This window comes from Streptomyces lucensis JCM 4490 (genome assembly GCF_014650035.1).
GTDB classification, from domain to species: Bacteria; Actinomycetota; Actinomycetes; order Streptomycetales; family Streptomycetaceae; genus Streptomyces; species Streptomyces lucensis.
Genome location: NZ_BMUE01000006.1, coordinates 19483 through 37903, shown reverse-complemented (window position 1 = coordinate 37903; position 18421 = coordinate 19483). Strand labels below are relative to the sequence as shown.

14 protein-coding genes, 2 tRNA genes and 1 riboswitch are annotated in these 18421 nt (G+C 72.8%); of the genes, 11 read left to right on the top strand and 5 right to left on the bottom strand.

Going from position 1 to position 18421, the window contains the following annotated elements:
- Window positions 1-68: 68 nt before the first annotated feature.
- The gene (locus IE177_RS15315; protein ID WP_190015890.1) at window positions 69-419 is read left to right on the top strand and encodes a metallopeptidase family protein; all 351 of its coding nucleotides are present in this window, start codon (window positions 69-71) and stop codon (window positions 417-419) included.
- 305 nt (window positions 420-724) lie between these two features.
- Here the strand turns inward: IE177_RS15315 and IE177_RS35580 are convergent, their stop codons facing one another.
- The gene (locus IE177_RS35580) at window positions 725-1120 is read right to left on the bottom strand and encodes a hypothetical protein (RefSeq protein WP_190015889.1); all 396 of its coding nucleotides are present in this window, start codon (window positions 1118-1120) and stop codon (window positions 725-727) included.
- 137 nt (window positions 1121-1257) lie between these two features.
- On the opposite strand from IE177_RS35580, the gene IE177_RS15305 reads away from it, so the two are divergent.
- The 4 genes from IE177_RS15305 (at window position 1258) to IE177_RS15290 (ending at window position 8507) form a co-directional block, all read left to right on the top strand.
- A complete protein-coding gene (locus IE177_RS15305; protein WP_190015888.1) occupies window positions 1258-3432 on the top strand; it encodes a DEAD/DEAH box helicase in 2175 nt (724 codons plus the stop codon).
- Window positions 3433-3636: 204 nt separating this feature from the next.
- Complete coding sequence (locus IE177_RS15300; RefSeq protein WP_229816046.1) at window positions 3637-6762, top strand: FG-GAP repeat domain-containing protein; 3126 nt, start codon at window positions 3637-3639, stop codon at window positions 6760-6762.
- 58 nt (window positions 6763-6820) lie between these two features.
- A complete protein-coding gene (locus IE177_RS15295; RefSeq protein ID WP_190015886.1) occupies window positions 6821-8335 on the top strand; it encodes an amino acid permease in 1515 nt (504 codons plus the stop codon).
- Window positions 8336-8434: 99 nt separating this feature from the next.
- Window positions 8435-8507, top strand: a tRNA-Lys gene (locus IE177_RS15290).
- A 95-nt stretch (window positions 8508-8602) separates the two neighbouring features.
- Here IE177_RS15290 and IE177_RS15285 read toward each other — a convergent pair.
- Window positions 8603-9298 (bottom strand): TetR/AcrR family transcriptional regulator, encoded by a 696-nt coding sequence (locus tag IE177_RS15285; RefSeq protein ID WP_190015885.1) that lies wholly within the window; start codon window positions 9296-9298, stop codon window positions 8603-8605.
- 190 nt (window positions 9299-9488) lie between these two features.
- On the opposite strand from IE177_RS15285, the gene IE177_RS15280 reads away from it, so the two are divergent.
- Both IE177_RS15280 and IE177_RS15275 read left to right on the top strand, forming a co-directional pair.
- On the top strand, window positions 9489-10121 hold the full coding sequence (locus tag IE177_RS15280; protein ID WP_190016210.1) for an NADPH-dependent FMN reductase: 633 nt from the start codon (window positions 9489-9491) through the stop codon (window positions 10119-10121).
- A 13-nt stretch (window positions 10122-10134) separates the two neighbouring features.
- Window positions 10135-11667 (top strand): DHA2 family efflux MFS transporter permease subunit, encoded by a 1533-nt coding sequence (locus tag IE177_RS15275; protein WP_229816045.1) that lies wholly within the window; start codon window positions 10135-10137, stop codon window positions 11665-11667.
- A gap of 13 nt (window positions 11668-11680) precedes the next feature.
- Here the strand turns inward: IE177_RS15275 and IE177_RS15270 are convergent, their stop codons facing one another.
- Complete coding sequence (locus IE177_RS15270; RefSeq protein ID WP_190015884.1) at window positions 11681-12334, bottom strand: GTP cyclohydrolase II; 654 nt, start codon at window positions 12332-12334, stop codon at window positions 11681-11683.
- A 136-nt stretch (window positions 12335-12470) separates the two neighbouring features.
- Window positions 12471-13001, bottom strand: coding sequence for a MarR family winged helix-turn-helix transcriptional regulator (locus IE177_RS15265; RefSeq protein ID WP_190015883.1), 531 nt, complete (start codon window positions 12999-13001; stop codon window positions 12471-12473).
- 76 nt (window positions 13002-13077) lie between these two features.
- On the opposite strand from IE177_RS15265, the gene IE177_RS15260 reads away from it, so the two are divergent.
- From IE177_RS15260 to IE177_RS15245, 4 genes are all read left to right on the top strand, one after another.
- Window positions 13078-14211, top strand: coding sequence for a dihydrofolate reductase family protein (locus tag IE177_RS15260; protein WP_190015882.1), 1134 nt, complete (start codon window positions 13078-13080; stop codon window positions 14209-14211).
- 90 nt (window positions 14212-14301) lie between these two features.
- A tRNA-Met gene (locus IE177_RS15255) sits at window positions 14302-14375 on the top strand.
- A 323-nt stretch (window positions 14376-14698) separates the two neighbouring features.
- Window positions 14699-14865, top strand: a riboswitch (cyclic di-AMP (ydaO/yuaA leader).
- A gap of 9 nt (window positions 14866-14874) precedes the next feature.
- Window positions 14875-15909: a M23 family metallopeptidase gene (locus tag IE177_RS15250; protein ID WP_190015881.1), complete on the top strand. Its 1035-nt coding sequence runs from the start codon at window positions 14875-14877 to the stop codon at window positions 15907-15909.
- 95 nt (window positions 15910-16004) lie between these two features.
- Window positions 16005-16949 carry an aldo/keto reductase gene (locus IE177_RS15245; protein ID WP_190015880.1) on the top strand — a complete coding sequence of 315 codons (945 nt, stop codon included), beginning with the start codon at window positions 16005-16007 and terminating at the stop codon, window positions 16947-16949.
- 139 nt (window positions 16950-17088) lie between these two features.
- Here the strand turns inward: IE177_RS15245 and IE177_RS15240 are convergent, their stop codons facing one another.
- Entirely contained in the window at window positions 17089-18393 is a 1305-nt protein-coding gene (locus tag IE177_RS15240) for a PrsW family intramembrane metalloprotease (RefSeq protein ID WP_190015879.1), read from the bottom strand.
- Window positions 18394-18421: the final 28 nt, after the last annotated feature.

Here is an 18421-nt window from a genome sequence, read left to right as displayed (position 1 = left end):
GCGCGGCCGCCGGCGGCCGCGTGCGCAGGGGCCCCGCGCTGAGGCCCGTCGTACCCGACAATGACCGTGTGCTGGAGATGACGCGCGAGGAGTTCGAGGAGCTGGTCGCCGAGGCGCTCGACCGGATCCCGCCGGAGCTGACGCGGCTCATGGACAACGTCGCGGTGTTCGTCGAGGACGAACCGCCCGCCGATGATCCAGAGCTGCTCGGCCTGTACGAGGGGACCCCGTTGACCGAGCGGGGTGAGTGGTACGCAGGTGTCCTGCCGGACCGGATCACCGTCTACCGGGGGCCGACGCTGCGGATGTGCGAGACGCGCGAGGACGTCGTGGCGGAGGCGGAGGTGACCGTGGTGCATGAGATCGCTCACCACTTCGGCATCGACGACGCCCGGCTGCATGCCCTCGGTTACGGCTGAGCGGCGGTTCGAACGGGGCGCGTGTCCTCTTGCGGGCGAAGGGAGTTGGGAAGGTTGACTCCTTTCCTTGTCCCGGAGGTGGCCGCCGTGCGCCCCTTGTACGTACCCGTCCGTCTGGCTGTCACGGTGCTGGCCGTCGCCGCGGCCGCCGGCTGTGTGAACGTGGGTGACGACGCGGGGCGGGCCAGGCCCTCCCGCTCGGCGGGTCAGCACGGCGGTGGTGTTCCGGACGGCGGCCCGCTGGGCGGCGGGGGCGGAGGCGGGTTCGGGTACGGCGGCGGTCCGGCGGCCGACGGCAGACATGGTCACGGCGGCAAGGCGAAGCGGGGCGGGTCGGCGTCCGCGTCGGCCACGCCGTCCGGGAAGAAGGGCAGTGCTTCCTCGGTTCCCGCCAAGCCGGGCAGGACCGTGAAGCCCGGGGGGCCGGCGTCGACCGGGCAGGAGACGACGCCGCTGCCCACCTCCGTTCCGCCCGAGCCGCCGGCTTCCACCACCCCTCCGCCCGCGTCGGAGCCGCCGTCGGCGGAGCCGTCCTCGTCGGCGCACGAGGAGACGGGGCCGCAGCTGGTCCAGCGCGAGCCGGCGCCCGCGGCGGGGGTGCCGGTCTGATCTTGCGGGGGTGTGATGCCGGTCTCCGGGCATGCGGCCGGTTTGCCTTTGGGGGTGGTGGGTGCGTATGGTGGTAGATCGTTTGATCCCATTTGCCCGGCGCCACCACAGAGCGCGCCGTGTGGCGCGTACTCTCCCTTGCCGTGGCGGACCGCATTGAGGCGGTCGTGAGCGAATCACGGAGTTGACGGGCGCGTGCCGACGAGACTCCGGAAGGTTTCGCATTCGCATGTCCGTGTCCAGTACTGACCAGATCGTCGTGTCCGAGAACGAGTTCGAGAACGAGCTCGACCAGGAACTCGTCGACGTGACGACCGAGGTCACCGAGGCCCCCGAGGCCGCTGACACCCCCCAGACCACCTTCGCCGACCTCGGTCTTCCCGAGGGCATCGTGCGCAAGCTCGCACAGAACGGCGTCACCACCCCCTTCCCGATCCAGGCTGCGACCATCCCGGACGCCCTGACCGGCAAGGACGTCCTCGGCCGTGGCCGCACCGGCTCCGGCAAGACCCTCTCCTTCGGCCTGCCCACCCTGGCCACGCTGGCCGGCGGGCGCACGGAGAAGAAGCGGCCCCGTGCCGTCATCCTCACCCCGACCCGCGAGCTGGCCATGCAGGTCGCCGACGCCCTCCAGCCGTACGGTGACGTCCTCGGCCTGAAGATGAAGGTCGTCTGCGGCGGCACCTCGATGGGCAACCAGATCTACGCCCTGGAGCGTGGCGTCGACATCCTCGTCGCCACCCCGGGCCGTCTGCGCGACATCATCAACCGCGGAGCCTGCTCCCTGGACGACGTGCGCATCACCGTTCTCGACGAGGCCGACCAGATGTCCGACCTGGGCTTCCTGCCCGAGGTCACGGAGCTGCTCGACCAGGTTCCGGCGGGCGGCCAGCGGATGCTGTTCTCCGCGACGATGGAGAACGAGATCCAGACCCTCGTGGACCGCTACCTGAACAGCCCGGTCTCCCACGAGGTGGACGCGGCGCAGGGCGCGGTGACGACCATGTCGCACCACATCCTCATCGTGAAGCCCAAGGACAAGGCGCCGGTCACGGCCGCGATCGCCTCCCGCAAGGGCCGCACGATCATCTTCGTCCGCACCCAGCTGGGCGCCGACCGCGTCGCCGAGCAGCTGCGCGAGTCCGGTGTGAAGGCCGACGCGCTGCACGGCGGCATGACCCAGGGCGCCCGCACCCGCACGCTGGCCGACTTCAAGGACGGTTACGTCAACGTCCTGGTCGCGACGGACGTGGCCGCGCGCGGCATCCACGTGGACGGCATCGACCTGGTACTGAACGTGGACCCGGCGGGCGACCACAAGGACTACCTGCACCGGGCCGGCCGCACCGCCCGTGCGGGCCGCACCGGCACGGTCGTGTCGCTGTCCCTGCCGCACCAGCGGCGTCAGATCTTCCGCCTCATGGAGGACGCGGGCGTCGATGCCGCGCGTCACATCATCCAGGGCGGTGCCGCCTTCGACCCGGAGGTCGCCGAGATCACCGGCGCCCGTTCCATGACCGAGGTCCAGGCCGAGTCGGCGGGCAACGCCGCCCAGCAGGCCGAGCGGGACGTCGCCCAGCTCACCAAGCAGCTGGAGCGTGCCCAGCGTCGCGCGGCCGAGCTGCGCGAGGAGGCCGACCGGCTGGTCGCCCGGGTCGCCCGCGAGCGCGGTGAGGACCCGGAGGAGGCGGTGGCCCAGGCCCAGGCGGCCGCGGCGGAGGCCGTGGGCGAGGCGGCCGTCGCCGAGCAGCCGGCGCAGCGCGAGGCCGAGCGCGAGGAGCGTCCGGCGGCCTCGGCGCCCTACGAGCGCAAGGAGCGGCGCGGTTACGACCGCCGGGACGACCGCGGTGACCGTGGTTTCGAGCGCCGGGACGACCGGGGTGACCGTGGCGGCCGTTCCTTCGAGCGCCGTGACGACCGCCGTCCGTTCGACCGTGACCGTGACCGTGGTTTCGAGCGCCGGGACGACCGGGGTGACCGTGGCGGGCGTTCCTTCGAGCGCCGTGACGAGCGCCGTCCGTTCGACCGCGACCGCGGGGCCGACCGCCGTGACGACCGCGGTGGCCGTTCGTTCGAGCGCCGTGACGACCGGGGTGACCGTGGCGGGCGTTCCTTCGAGCGCCGTGACGAGCGCCGTCCGTTCGACCGCGACCGCGGGGCCGACCGCCGTGACGACCGCGGTGGCCGTTCCTTCGAGCGCCGCGACGACCGTGGCGGTTTCCGCCGGGACGAGCGCGGCGGGCACCGGGGCAGCGACCGTCCGTTCAACCGTGATCGCCGCGACGACCGCCCGGGCTTCCGCTCCGGTGGCCACGAGCGCCCCTACGGCCGTCGTGACGACCACCGCGGCACCGGCTCCTTCGGCCGCCGCGACGACAAGCCGCGCTGGAAGCGCAACGGCTGACGCCGAGTGAGGCGATGGAGGGCCCGTACGACTTCGGTCGTGCGGGCCCTTCCGCGTACCTGACCGGCGGCTGCCCGACGGGCCGGTCGGGAAGCCGCGACACGCATGTACTATCGGGCGACTTCCGTGGGGGACATGACAGGCCGGGCGGGGAGATCGCGAGCGGCGCACGTCCCCTCCACCGATCCTCGGGGAGGACCCGCTTTGGCTCGCTACGCCCTCAGACGCCCGACCCGGACGGGACGCGCCGCCCTGGCCGTCGTCGCGTCGGCCGCGCTGACCGCCGGACTCGGCCCGCTGGCGCCGTCCGCCACGGCGGTGGGCGCGCCCCAGGAGACGGTGGTGCCGGCCACGCCGCGCGACACGTACACGTCGGCCTCGCTGTTCAGCGCGTCGACGTACGGCGGTCACGACGGCGCCGGGGCCCAGGGCGTCTTCCACCGGCTGGAGGGCCACTCCGGACTGGTCTGGACGCGGTACGCGGACGGGCGGTCCGTGCCCGTGACGCAGCCCGAGGGCGTCCTCGGCACCTGGGGCACCGGCGCCGACGTCCTCGCGTACCGCTACGAGGGCGGCCGGGTCGGCCTGTGGAACGCGGCCGACGGCACCACCCGCACGATCCAGGTCCCCGCCGGCCAGGCGCTGTACACGGCGTACGACGACCTCGCGGTGGGGTACCGCAATGTGACCGGCGAGGACGGCACGGCCGGCAAGGAGATGCACCTGCTGTTCCCGGAGCCGGGCGGCACCACCCGCGACGTGCCGGTCACGGGGCTGCCCGACGGGGTGAAGCTGCTCAAGCCCCTGGGCGGTGACGCCTCCGGGCTGCTGTTCAGCGCCGTGCAGGGGCAGCAGTACGTGTCGGTGCTGGTCGACCGGAGCACGGGCGAGGCGCTGGGCTGGACCCCGGCCCGCGGCAAGGTGTACCTCAACGGGTACGTCACCGGCGGCCACGTCGTGCTGTTCAACATCAACGAGTCCAAGGTCCTGGTGTTCGACCGGTCCGACCTGTCGGCACCCGCGACCGAGGTCGCGCTCTCCGGCGGTGACAGCGTGAACCCCGCGCAGAACCTCGCCGTGGTCGGCGAATGGCTGGTGCACCGGCCCAGCAGCGGTACCGCCGTGCTGGCCGAGCCCCTCACCGGCGGCCCCTCGGTCAAGCTCGCCGTGTCCGACCCCGGCATCTCCGTGGCGAGCGGCGGCGCCGTCTTCCTGGGCCGTACCACCGCCGACGACTGGGGCCTGCAGCGCATCGAGCCCGGTTCCGACGGCAAGCCGGTCGTCACCCAGGTGAAGGCTCTGCCCAAGCCGCCCGCGCAGATCCAGGGACTGTCCCTGGAGCAGGGCAGGCTCGTCGTCACCGACGCCGGCCGGCGCGGCCGCCGGGACGACTACGTACGGACGGTCGCCGCCGGCGGCACGCCCGAGTACGGCGAGCGTTCCGACTTCACGCCCCAGCTCTCCTCCGACGTGCTGATCGGCAGCTGCCACGCCACCGACGTGGCCTGCTCGCAGATCTACGGCACGGCCGACGGCCGCATCGCCTGGCTGGAGCACGTCTCGGACACGGAGGACCGCATCCGCGTCAACGGGCCGGCCACGGGGGGCCTGTGGGAGCGGACCGTTCCCACAGGCGGGCGCATCACCGACGTCTCGGGCCGCCACCTCCTCTTCACGGGCGCCGACAAGCAGTACGTGTACAAGATCGGCGACTACGGCACCCCGGCCGTCACCCGCGCCCCGGGCGCCGCCGCCCTCTCCGGTGACCTGCTGTGGACCGCGGGCTCGGCCCCCGGCACCGTGACCGCGTACGACCTGAGCGCGAAGAAGGCCACCGGGACCTTCGACACCGGCGCCGGCTGTGCGCCCACGGAACTGCAGGCACTGGGCCGCTGGATCTACTGGACCTGCGACGGCGGCAAGGCGGGCGTCTTCGACCGTACGGCGGGCGAATCCGTGTCCGTCCCGGCCGGCGAGGCGAAGCTCGGCGACGGCTACGTCGTCACGCACGACAAGCAGGCCGGCGAACTCGTCCTCACCGCGTTCGCCGACGGCACCCCGGCGAGCCGGGTGATCGGCGCGCTGCCCGACACCGGCGTCTCCCAGCGGGACGTCCGCTGGACGGTGGACGAGTCCGGCGGCAACGCCGCGTACGTGGACGGCGAGGAACGGGTGCACCTCGTGCCGTCCGGGGTGCCGCAGCAGCCGCTGCGGCTGCTCGCGCCGGCCTGGACGGCGTCGTCCGTCGAGGGGCACGAGTACGACACGGTGCCGGACACCCTGGCCACCGTGCTGCTCTCCAAGCCGTCCTCGAAGTGGGACCTGACCGTCCGCGACCGCGCGACCGGCAAGGTCTACACGGACGGCCGCGACGGCGGGCCGGCCCGCGGCGAGCTGACCGTGGGCTGGCACGGCCTCGACCCGGCGAAGCCCGGGGACGCGTTCCTGCCGAACGGTTCCTACGACTGGACCCTGACCGTGACCCCCGCGGACGGCACCGGCGCCCCCTTGGAGGTGCGCGGCACGGTCCGGCTGCAGCACGGCGCCCCGGCGCGCCACGACCACGCGGGCTCCGACGGGCTGCCGGACGGCGCCGCCGATCTGCTCACGCTCAACTCCTCGGGCACGCTGACCTTCCAGCAGGGCACCGGGAAGGGCACGTTCTCCGGCAAGGAGTCCGGCGGCGGCTGGTCCACCAAGGCGCTGGCGGTGCCGTTCGGCGACCTCGACCGGGACCGCTGCAACGACGTGCTGGTGCGCATGAGTGACGGCTCGCTGCGCGGCTATGAGGTCAAGTGCGGTCTGGCGCCGCAGCCTTCGATGCCGTACAAGAAGCTCGGCACGGGCTGGAACGCGTACGACGTGCTGACCTCGCCGGGTGACCTCACCGGTGACGGGCGGGCCGATCTGCTGGCCCGCAAGGCGTCGACCGGTGACGTGTACCTCTTCGCGGCCAAGAGCGACGGCACGCTGGCGGCGGCGAAGAAGATCCGGTCCGGGTGGACGGGCTACACGAAGCTCGTCGGCGCCGGGGACCTGAACGGCGACGGCATCGGTGACGTCCTCGCGCGGGACAAGGCGGGGACGCTGTACCGCTACAACGGGGCGGGCAACGGCCTGCTGAAGGACCGCGTGAAGGTGTTCTCCGCGTGGGGCGCCTCGTACAACGCGGTCGTCGGCGTCGGCGACATCACCGGCGACGGCAGGAGCGACCTGGTCGAGCGGGACACGGCGGGCAACCTGTACCGCAACGCCGGTGACGGCAAGGGGTCGTTCGGGGCCCGGGTGAAGATCGGCAGCGGCTGGCAGGGTTACAAGGGCCTGTTCTAGCGCCATCCGGTGCCGAAGTGACGCATGTCACGCCCCCGGCGGGGGAATTGCTGGGGGCATGACAGATGACGCGAGCGCCAGCGGGCCGGCCGGCCTGTCGGACGAGGAACGGCTGGCCCAGCTCGGTTACACGCAGGTCCTGGCCCGCCGCATGTCGGCGTTCTCGAACTACGCCGTCTCCTTCACGATCATCTCGGTGCTGTCCGGCTGCCTCACCCTGTACCTCTTCGGCATGACCACCGGCGGCCCCGCGGTGATCACCTGGGGCTGGGTCGCGGTGGGCCTGATGACCCTGTTCGTGGGCCTGTCGATGGCCGAGATCTGCTCCGCCTACCCGACGTCGGCCGGCCTGTACTTCTGGGCCCACCGCCTCGCGCCACCGCGCTCGGCGGCGGCCTGGGCGTGGTTCACCGGCTGGTTCAACGTGCTGGGCCAGGTCGCGGTGACCGCGGGCATCGACTTCGGCGCGGCGTCCTTCCTCGGCGCCTACCTGAACCTGCAGTTCGGCTTCGGGGTGACACGGGGCCGCACGGTGCTGCTGTTCGCGGCGATCCTCCTGCTCCACGGCCTGCTGAACACCTTCGGCGTCCGCATCGTCGCCTTCCTCAACAGCGTCAGCGTGTGGTGGCACGTCCTCGGCGTCGCGGTCATCGTCGGCGCCCTCGCCCTCGTCCCCGACCACCACCGGTCGGCGTCGTTCGTCTTCACGCACTTCGTCAACGAGACGGGCTGGGGCAGCGGCGCGTATGTCGTCCTCCTAGGCCTTTTGATGGCCCAGTACACGTTCACCGGTTACGACGCCTCCGCCCACATGACGGAGGAGACCCACGACGCCGCCACGGCGGGCCCGAAGGGCATCGTCCGCTCGATCTGGACCTCGTGGATCGCGGGTTTCGTCCTGCTCCTCGGCTTCACCTTCGCGATCCAGTCGTACGACGACGAGCTCGCGTCCCCCACGGGCGCGCCGCCCGCCCAGATCCTGCTGGACGCCCTCGGCGCCACGTCCGGCAAGCTCCTCCTGCTGGTGGTGATCGGCGCCCAGCTCTTCTGCGGCATGGCGTCCGTCACCGCCAACAGCCGTATGATCTACGCCTTCTCCCGGGACGGCGCGCTGCCGTTCTCCCGCCTCTGGCACACCGTCAGCCCGCGCACCCGCACCCCCGTCGCGGCGGTCTGGCTGGCCGCGCTGGCCGCCCTCGCGCTGGGCCTGCCCTACCTCATCAACTCGACGGCCTACGCGGCGGTGACCTCGATCGCGGTCATCGGCCTCTACATCGCGTACGTCATCCCGACGTTCCTGCGCGTCCGCAAGGGCGCCGCCTTCGAACGCGGGCCCTGGCACCTGGGCCGCTGGTCGCAGCCGGTCGGCGTCGTCTCGGTCGCCTGGGTCGGCCTGATCACGGTCCTCTTCATGCTCCCGCAGGTCTCCCCGGTCACCTGGAAGACCTTCAACTACGCCCCCGTGGCCGTCCTGGTCGTCCTGGGCTTCGCCGCGACCTGGTGGCTGGCCTCGGCCCGCCACTGGTTCCTCGGCCGGGCCCCCGCGCCCACCCGCGAACCGGTCGAAAAGTGACCAACACCCGCGCCGTCCGCACCGCGCGACGCGGCCGGTCCCGATACCCGATCGGAGACACGGCCGCGTCCCGCTATGCTCGGACAGGCAACATCGCCCGGGCCCTTAGCTCAATTGGCAGAGCAGTGGACTTTTAATCCATTGGTTGTGGGTTCGAGTCCCACAGGGCCTACGGGTCGCAGGCGGGGGGCACCCCCTCCGACCTGCTGCGCAGCGCCCGGGCCGACTTCGGTCGGCCCGGGCGCTGCGGCGTTTTCACCAGGGTGGTCAGGGCCGGCCCGGGGGGCCGTACGCCCGCAGGAACGCCTTCACCCCGCCCCTGAGCAGGTGGTCCGTCTGCTCAGGGGGGAGGGGGAGGACGCCGTAGTGGGTGGACTGGACGATGGTGTGTGAGGTCAGGGCCATGAAATGAGCGGCCGTCAGCTCCGCGTCGCCGTGGGGGTCGAGCAGGCCGGCGTCCGCGAGGTTCGCCATCGCCGCGGCGACGGCCCGGGCGACCGGTTCCGGGCCCGCTTCGTGCCAGGCGTCGAGGACCTCCGGCGGCACGTGGTCCGCCTCCGCGTGGATGTGGCGGACGAGCGCGAAGTGGTCCCGGTAGTCGCTCATCGCGCCGACGAAGGCGTGGGCCAGGGAGACCAGGTCGCGTTCGAGGTCGTCGGGGCGCGGCGGGCGCTCCGGGTCCAGCACGGCGCGCAGGCGGGACAGCAGGGCGTCGCGGACCTCGTTCGACGTCCAGGTCACCACGGTCTGGAACAGCTGCGCCTTGCCGCCGGGAAAGTGGTTGTAGAGCGTGCGCGTGGAGATGCCGGCCTCGGCGGCGAGGGCGTCGACCGAGGCGCGCGCGTAGCCCTCACGGCCGAAGAGCGTGCAGGACGCGCTCGCGATGGCCATCTGCTTCTCCAGTTTGCGCGGTGAGACTTCGCGGCGCGCCCGCTCCAGTCGCTTCTCGTTCGTTTCGCCCACATCCGCCTCCCTCTCGAGCAGCCACTCTAACCGAACTACAACGGACGTTGTAACTTTTACAACGAGCGTTGTAGTTTGCTGACGAGGCGACCGCCGGGAGCGGCCGCCCGCCAACTGATGGGGGATACCCGTGTCCGCTCCTGCGTCCACTTTTTCCGTGACCGTGACCGAGACCGAGACCGAGACCGAGATCCAGGCCGAGACCGAGGCCGGGACCGGTGCCGCCCGCGCCGAGGAGGTCCCGCTGCGCGTCGCCGTCGTCGTCGGCAGCGTGCGTGAGGGCCGGCAGGGCCGGGCCGTCACCGACTGGTTCCTCACCGCCGCCGGTGAGGAGGCGGGCTTCGACCTCGACGTCATCGACCTGGCAGACGTGGACCTGCCGCTGGTCATGCCCGGCTGGGGCGGCGCGCCGGATCCGCGGGCCGCCGCGGCGCTGCGGGAGGTCTCGCCGCGGCTCGCCGCAGCGGACGCGTTCGTCATCGTGACGCCCGAGTACAACCACAGCTTCCCGGCCGTTCTGAAGAACCTCGTCGACTGGCACCGCGCCGAGTGGCAGGCCAAGCCGGTCGGCTTCGTGTCGTACGGCGGCCTCGGCGGCGGTCTGCGCGCGGTCGAGCAGCTCCGGCTCGTCTTCGCGGAGATGCACGCGGTGACCGTGCGCGACTCGGTCAGCCTGCACGGGCCGTGGTCCGGCCTGGACAAGGACGGCATCCCCCGCGACGCCGCCCTGTGCGCCGGCGCCGCTAAGGGCATGCTCGGCCAGCTCGGCTGGTGGGGACGGGTTCTGCGAGCCGCCCGCGCCGAGCACCCCTACGCGGGCTGAGGGGGACGGAACGATGAGCGCCCCTCAACCCGCGCGGTCTGCGCGGTCTGCGCGGCTCTCCGAGCCCGCCGAGCCCGCCGAGCCCGCCGAGCCCGCCGAGCCCGCCGAGCCCGCCGAGCCCGCCGAGCCCGCCGAGACCTCCGGATCAAGGGCCACCGGCACCGTCCCCGCGGCACCGCCCGGCGTCCTCTACCGCGTCATCACCGTCGTCGTGCTCGGCACCGTCATGGCGGTGCTCGACATGACGATCGTCAACGTCGCGATGCGCCGCCTCTCGGAGTCCTTCGGCGCCCCGCTGGAGACCATCCAGTGGACGGCCACCGCGTACACGCTCGCGCTCGCCGCGGTCATCCCGACCGCCGGCTGGGCGATGGGCCGGCTCGGCGCCAGGCGGACGTACGTGACCGCCCTCGCCCTCTTCACGCTGGGCTCCCTCCTGGCCGCCTGTGCCTGGAGCGCGGGCAGCCTCATCGCCTTCCGCGCGGTGCAGGGGCTGGGTGGCGGACTGCTGCAGCCGGTCGGCATGGCGATGGGGATGCGGGTCGCCGACCGGGAACGGTTCGGCCGGGCGATGGCCCTGCTGGGGCTGCCCATCCTGGTCGGCCCGGTGGCCGGCCCGGTGCTCGGCGGCCGGCTGGTCGACGCCGCCTCCTGGCACTGGATCTTCCTGATCAACCTGCCCGTCGGCGTCCTGGCCCTGATCCTCGCCGTCCGGCTCCTGCCCGAGGACGCCCCGGACACCCGTCGCGCCGACCCGCCCCGGCTGGACGTCCCGGGCCTGCTGATGCTCTCGCCCGGTCTCGCCCTGCTCCTGTACGGCCTCGCCCGTGGCGGCGAGCGCGGCGACTTCGCGGCACCGGCCGTCCTGGTACCGACGCTCGCCGGCGCCGCCCTCACGGTGGCCTTCGTGCGGCGGGCGCTGACCGTCCGCGCCCCGCTGCTGGACCTGCGGCTGCTGCGGGACCGTACGTTCGGCGCCGCCGTTCGCACCCTCGCCCCGTTCACCTGCGGCTACTTCGGGGCGATGCTGCTCGGGCCGCTGTACTGGCAGCAGGAGCGGGGCATGACCGCGACGGCGGCCGGGCTGCTCGGGGCGCCGGTCGGGCTCGTGGTCGGTACGACGATGCAGGTCGCTGCGCGGCGGATCGACCGCGTGTCGCCGCGCGGGGTGATCGTGGTGGGGTGCGCGGTGGCGGCCCTCGGGATGGCGCTGACGGCCTGGCAGACCGGCACGGCGGCCGTGGCGCCCTGGCGGATCGTCGCGGCGGGCATGGTCATGGGCGCCGGCGTCGGCATGACGCTGATGCCGACGATGACCACGGCGACCCGTGACCTGCCCGTGGACCGGCTGGCCGGGGCGAGCACCGCGCTGAGCATCAACTCGCAGATCGCCGCGTCCGTCGGCACGGCCGTGCTGTCGGTGGTGCTGGGCTCGGCGGGCGCGGACCCGGCGGGCTTCCGCATCGCCTACGCCCTGGCCGCGGTCATGCTGAGCCTCGCGATCCTCCCGGCCCTCCGCCTCCCGGCCGGCCGGCGGGAACCGTGACCCGGCCGCCGGTTCAGCCCGCGCAGACCTCCGCGAGGCCGGCCGGCTCGTCCAGCTCGGCCAGGGGCAGGGTGTGCTGGGTCTGGAGGACCTTGGCGCGCAGGTAGCGGACGTTGTGGGCCGTGGTGAAGACGCCGGTCGGCACCCGGTCCCGTACGGCGACGCCCCGGGCGCGCAACTGCTCCGCCTTGTCGGGGTTGTTGGACAGCAGGTCCAGTTCGCCGATGCCGAGGGCGGTGAGCATCTGCGCGGCGGCCGTGTAGTCCCGGGCGTCCTCCGGCAGGCCCAGGGCGGCGTTCGCCTCGTACGTGTCGAGGCCCTGGTCCTGCAGGGCGTAGGCGTCGAGTTTGTTGTAGAGGCCGATGCCACGGCCCTCCTGGCGCAGGTAGAGCAGCACGCCCCCGCGGCCGGCGATGCGCTCGACCGCCTCGCGCAGCTGGGGCCCGCAGTCGCAGCGCGCCGAGCCGAGGACATCGCCGGTCAGGCACTCGGAGTGCAGGCGCACCAGCGGCACCGGGCCGGGGTCGCCGAGGACGACGGCGACGTGCTCCCGGCCGTCGGTGAGCCCGTGGAAGGTGACGAGTTCCGCGTCGGCGCTGTAGCCGTCGTGGAAACGCAGCGGTACCCGGACGCGGGCGCGCGGGCTGGCGGCGGGGGTGTCGGGCATGCGGGTCTCCAGGGTCCTGGCCGTACCGGGCTTTCTGCTTCAGATTTGAAGCAGAAGTCAGTCAGGTTCGGGACCCTATCTCATGCTTCAAAGTTAAAGCAACGAACTATGGGCCGGGCGGCCCGCACGGGCCGGCTCACTCGGGCCCGGAGCCCGAGCACGAGGACCGCCGCCGCCACGGCACGTCCTCCGTGGCCGCCCGCTCGTCGTCGTCCTCCCCCTGCAGCCCGCGCGCGATCCCCGTGCAGATCTCCTCGAGCTGTCCCACCTGCTCCGGCGTGAGCCGGTCGAAGAGGGTGGTGCGCACCGTCTCGACGTGCCCGGGTGCCGTACGCTCCAGCACGGTCATGCCCTCGTCGGTCAGCACGGCGAGGCTGCTGCGCTTGTCCCAGCGGCAGTCCTCCCGGCGCACCAGCCCGTCCCGCTCCAGCCGGGTCACCGCGTACGTCAGCCTGCTGCGCGTGATCTTCAGCGTTTCCGCGAGATCGGTCATGCGCAGCCGCCGGTCGGGCGCCTCGGAGAGGTTGGCCAGCACGGAGTAGAACAGGTGGGGCATGCCGCCCTGCTGCTGGAGCTGCCGGTCGATCGCGTCCTCCAGGAGCCGGGAGGCGGCGATGTAGGCGCGCCAGGCGCGCTGCTCCTCGGGGGTGAGCCAGCGGGTCGTCATGTTGCCAGTGTAAGTTTGTTTAAAACTTTAACCAAGACTCGGCGGGCCCGCCGGTTCGCCGCGAGGGAGTACGCCGATGCCCCTGCCGTACGTGCTGCTGTCCGCCGCCGTCTCCCTCGACGGCTTCCTGGACGACACCGGCCCCGAGCGTCTCCTGCTCTCCAGCCCGGCCGACTTCGACCGGGTCGACGCGGTACGGGCCTCCGTCGACGCCATCCTGATCGGCGCCGGCACGATCCGCGCCGACAATCCGCGCCTGCTGGTCAACTCCGCCGAGCGGCGCGCGGCCCGTGTCCGGGAGGGCAGGCCGGAGTACCCGCTCAAGGTGACCGTCACCGCCTCCGGCGACCTCGACCCCGACGCCAACTTCTGGCACACCGGTGGCGAGAAGCTCGTCTGCACCACCGACGAGGGCGCCGAACGCGCCGCCCGCCTCCTCGGCGCCACCGCCGACGTCGTCCCGCTCGGCCCCGTGCTCGACTGGCGGACCCTGCTGGAGCACCTGCACGACGTGCGCGGGGTCGGCCGCCTGATGGTCGAGGGCGGGGGGACCGTCCACACCCAGCTCCTCCAGCAGGGGCTCGCCGACGAGTTGCAGCTGGTCCTGGCCCCGCTGTTCGTCGGCGATCCGGCGGCCCCGCGGCTGTTCGGGCCGGGGCCGTACCAGGGCGGCCGGCTGCGCCTGACCGAGACCCGCCGCATCGAGGACGTCGTCCTCATGCGCTACGAGCCCACGGCACCCGGCGAAGGCCCGGCCGTCACCGCGGCCGACCGCCACTGGCTGCGCGCCGCGTGTGAGCTCGCCGCCCTGTGTCCGCCCTCCGCGACGGCCTTCAGCGTCGGCGCCGTCGTGGTCGCCGCCGACGGCACCGAGCTGGCCCGCGGCCACTCCCGGGAGGGCGACGACCCCGTGGTCCACGCGGAGGAGGCCGCGCTGGCGAAGACCGACCCGGCCGACCCGCGGCTGGCCGGCGCGACCGTCTACAGCAGCCTGGAGCCGTGCGCCCGCCGCGCCTCCCGCCCCGCGCCCTGCGCCGAGCTGATCCTGCGGGCCGGGCCGCGCCGGGTGGTCACCGCCTGGCGGGAGCCCGACACCTTCGTCGCGGCGGCCGACGGCACGGGCGTGCTGCGCGGCGGGGGAGCCGAGGTCGTCGTCCTGCCGGAGTTCGAGGCGCTCGCCAAGGCTCCGAACGCGCATCTGACGGGCTGAGCCGCGCCCCTCCGGGACCCCGCCCACGGGACCTGCGGGAAACCGATGTGCATTCGGCGCCGCGCATGGCGTACAGTAGAGACACAACGACGCGGGGTGGAGCAGCTCGGTAGCTCGCTGGGCTCATAACCCAGAGGTCGCAGGTTCAAATCCTGTCCCCGCTACTGAAGGCTCAGGGCCGGAATCCAGTACTGGATTCCGGCCCTGAGTGTTGCCCCGGTTCGTGCGCGGTTCGTGCCGGGGGGCGCCTCCGCCGCCCTCACGAACGGTGATCGGGCGACCGCCGCCCGCATCACACCTGAGTCACCATCAAAACTTCCGAGGCTCCTGAATACCGGCCAACTCGCCCGCTTCGCGGTGTTCCTGGCGGTTAAGTCCCCGCGCCCGAACCCAAGTGATCAAGCCGAACAGCTTGGAAAGTGACCAGCAAGTCTATTAACGTTCGATAACGCAGCGCGGTCGTCCCAGCCGTCACCGAAGGCGGCTCCGTGCGCACGCGCCGAATCCCGTGAGGGAACCGGGGAACCACCACCTTGGGGTGAATCTCGCGAACGCCGCCGTGAACCACTTGTGTCCACGGCCGGTGTACGCGCGTAGGAGACCTTCCTGCTCCGAACCCGTCAGCTAACCCGGTAGGCGGAGGAAGGAAAGGAGTACGCCCGCGTGGCGTCCAACCGGCCTGTCCCCGAAGCCCCATTCATACCCGCGCAGCGCGAGACCGACACCTTCGGTTACGGCTCCTACCGCGCCGAAGAGGGGCCCTGGGAGGAGTGGAACCCGACCGAGGAGTCCGTCGCCCCGGTCCGCGGCCGGCACCGCGTCGCCAAGCAGCGCGGCGGCTTCGCCCGCAGCTCCACCGTCCTCGGCGTCGGCGTGATCGCCGCGGTCGGCGCGGGCGGCATGGCCAGCGCCAACACCGGCAAGCCCCCGGTCTCCATCTCCCTGCCGGACCTGCCCTCCGTCGGCTCCCTCTTCGACGACGGCGACGCCGCCGAGGCGCCCGAGGCCACCACCACCGCGCTCAGCGCCGTCGGCGTCACCTCCACCGACGGCGAGCAGGACACCGACGCCGGTGAGGCCCTGCGCAACCGGATCATGGCCCAGGCCGAGCAGCAGAAGGGCCAGGCCGAGAGCAAGGCCACCGCCGCCGCGCTCGCCTCCGCCGAGAAGCAGACCGCGGCCGCCGCCGCCAAGGCGGAGAAGGAAGCCGCCGCCAAGGCCGCCGCGGCCAAGGAGAAGGCGGAGGCCGCCGCCGAGAAGGCGGCCGAGGAGAAGCGGCTGGCCGAGCTGGCCAAGCAGTACACGCTGCCGACGTCCGCGTACACGATCACCTCGACCTTCAACGAGGCCGGCTCGATGTGGTCCTCCGGCCACCACACCGGCCTGGACTTCGCCGCTCCCACCGGCACCCTCATCAAGGCCATCCACAGCGGCACGATCACCCAGGCGGGCTGGGCCGGCTCCTACGGCTACCGCACGGTCCTCACCCTGGACGACGGCACCGAGCTGTGGTTCTGCCACCAGTCCTCGATCAGCGTCAGCGTCGGTCAGAAGGTCTCCACCGGCGAGGTCATCGGCCGTGTCGGCGCCACCGGCAACGTCACCGGCCCGCACCTCCACCTGGAGGTCCACCCGAACGGCGACGCCACCGGCATCGACCCGATGGCGTGGCTGCACGGCAAGGGCCTCAACCCCTGACCCGTCCCGCCCGGCAGCCCCGGGCGGCATCCCGGCGGGGAGACCCGGCGCCGGCGGCGGAATGCGATCATCCACCGCCGGCGTTGACGTCAGGCATGACCTCTCTGCGCACACTCGGTTCCTCCGACCTCCAGGTCTTCCCGCTCTGCCTCGGCGGCAACGTCTTCGGCTGGACCGCCGACGAGGCGGCCTCCTTCGCCGTCCTCGACGCCTACGCGGCCGCGGGCGGCAACTTCGTCGACACCGCCGACTCCTACTCCGCCTGGATCGAGGGCAACGAGGGCGGCGAGTCCGAGACGATCATCGGCAAGTGGGTCAAGGCCCGCGGCAACCGCGACGACGTCGTCATCGCCACCAAGGTCAGCCAGCACCCGGAGTACCCGGGTCTGTCCGCGGCCAACATCAAGGCGGCGGCCGACGCCTCGCTCCGCCGCCTGGACACCGATCACATCGACCTCTACTACACCCACTTCGACAAGCCCGAGGTGCCGGTCGAGGAGATCATCGGCGCCCTGGACGAGCTGGTGAAGGCGGGCAAGGTCCGGCACATCGCCGCCTCCAACATCACCCCCGAGCGGCTGCGGGCCTCCCTGGACTTCTCCGACCGCGAGGGTCTCGCCCGCTACGTGGCCCTCCAGCCCCACTACAACCTGGTCTCGCGCGACACCTACGAAGGCCCGCTCCAGGACCTCGCCGCCCGCGAGGGCCTCGCCGCCGTCCCGTACTTCTCCCTCGCCTCGGGCTTCCTGACCGGCAAGTACCGCCCCGGTGCGGCCGTCGACAGCGCCCGCGCAGGCAGCGCCCAGAAGCACGCCGACTCCGAGCGCGGGCAGCGTGTGCTGGCGGCCCTGGACGAGATCGCCGCCGCCCACGGGGCCCCGGTCGCGACGGTCGCCCTGGCCTGGCTCGCCGCGCAGCCGACGATCACGGCCCCCATCGCCTCCGCCCGGACCGCCGGTCAGCTCCCGGCCCTGCTGGGCCTGGCGGAGCTGACCCTGACGGACACGGAACTGAAGCAGCTGACGGAGGCGTCGGCCTGACCTCGCCCGGCGTGCGCCGCCGGCCGCCTCCGGGACGGCGCACGAGCCGGCGGCCCCGGGCCCCCTTCGGCCCCGGACCCCGCTCGGGTCGGTCGGAAGCCGCCGTCGACCGGAGCCGGCCTGGTCCGAAAGAAAGACCCTAGGTCCGGTAGGGGTTGTACGCGGGGAACGGCGCCGCCGGATATCCGTACGCCGGCGGTGCCGCCGCCCAGTGGAGGGGCATCTGGGCGGAGGCCCTGGCCGCGTACTCCAGGGCCGGCCGCGCCATCGCCCGGTGCGCCCACAGCTCGGTCAGCAGCTCCCGCTCGCGTACGACGAAGTCGGCCCCGGCCCGCCCCCGCCGCCCGCGGTGCCGCAGGAACGCCAGCGAGGTCGCGCACGCCTCGTACCGGGCCACGGTCTGGGCCGCCGGCCGGCCCCCGAAGTGGTGCCGGGCGTACTCCCGGGCCATCCGCCGCGCCCGCATCGACCCGAGCGCGAACGGCTCGCCCGGTCCCAGCCATCCGGCCAGCACGTACGCCGGGAGCTCCGCCCGCACGGTCCGCAGCTCGCGCTGCCTCGTCCAGATCGCCAGCCAGGTCACCAGCGCGAACGCGGGCACCATGAAGCCGCCGTAGACGGCGAAGAAGCCGTACGGGCCGAAGGTCGAGGAGCCGTTCCAGAAGGCGTGCATGCCCATGGCGAGCAGCAGCCCGCACAACGGCAGCAGCACGCGCCGCGCGTGCTGCCGCTGCGCCGACAGCGCGGCGATGCCGAAGCCGATGCCGGTGAGGACGGTGAACAGGGGGTGCGCGAACGGGGACATCACGACGCGCACGAAGAACGTGGCGGCCGTGACCGAGGCGATGCCGCGGCCACCGGTGACCTGGTCGGCCCCGAAGGCCGTGCCGAGGTACAGGATGTTCTCGGTGAACGCGAACCCGGTGGCGGTGATCCCGGCTATCACCACGCCGTCCACGATCCCGGTGAAGTCACGTCTGCGGAAGAGGAACACCAGCAGCACGGCCGCGGCCTTGGCGGACTCCTCGACGATCGGCGCTATCACCGTCGCGCCGAGGGTGTCCGCGCCGGCCGGGTCGGCGGTGGCGGTGGCGATCCACTTCGTCGCGAAGCTGTTGGCGACGATGGCTATCAGCGCCGCGGCACAGGCACCCCAGGCGAAGGCGAAGACGAGGTTGCGCCAGGGTCCCGGTTCCACCCGGTCCAGCCACCGGAAGGCGGCCATCAGCCAGGGCACGGGCAGCACGGCCAGACCGAAGCCGACCAGGAGCCCCTCCGTGCCGGTCTGCCGCCGCACGAGGGCGAGGATCACCAGCCCGGACAGCGCCAGCAACGAGATCAGCGCTCCGTACCGCACCCATCCGCGCTGCCACCAGCGCGGGTGACGGAGCGTCCCCGCACCGGGGCTGGAGGGCGGAGGAGGGTACGGAAGACTGGTGGCCACGGCATCGACCCTAACGGTGACGGTGCGG

Bases quoted from the DNA above. Each gene is read 5' to 3' on its own strand.
- IE177_RS35580 (WP_190015889.1), bottom strand. From the start codon at position 1,120: ATGGGATCAAACGATCTACCACCATACGCACCCACCACCCCCAAAGGC.
- IE177_RS15305 (WP_190015888.1), top strand. From the start codon at position 1,258: ATGTCCGTGTCCAGTACTGACCAGATCGTCGTGTCCGAGAACGAGTTC.
- IE177_RS15295 (WP_190015886.1), top strand. From the start codon at position 6,821: ATGACAGATGACGCGAGCGCCAGCGGGCCGGCCGGCCTGTCGGACGAG.
- IE177_RS15275 (WP_229816045.1), top strand. From the start codon at position 10,135: ATGAGCGCCCCTCAACCCGCGCGGTCTGCGCGGTCTGCGCGGCTCTCC.
- IE177_RS15270 (WP_190015884.1), bottom strand. From the start codon at position 12,334: ATGCCCGACACCCCCGCCGCCAGCCCGCGCGCCCGCGTCCGGGTACCG.
- IE177_RS15265 (WP_190015883.1), bottom strand. From the start codon at position 13,001: ATGACGACCCGCTGGCTCACCCCCGAGGAGCAGCGCGCCTGGCGCGCC.
- IE177_RS15260 (WP_190015882.1), top strand. From the start codon at position 13,078: ATGCCCCTGCCGTACGTGCTGCTGTCCGCCGCCGTCTCCCTCGACGGC.
- IE177_RS15245 (WP_190015880.1), top strand. From the start codon at position 16,005: ATGACCTCTCTGCGCACACTCGGTTCCTCCGACCTCCAGGTCTTCCCG.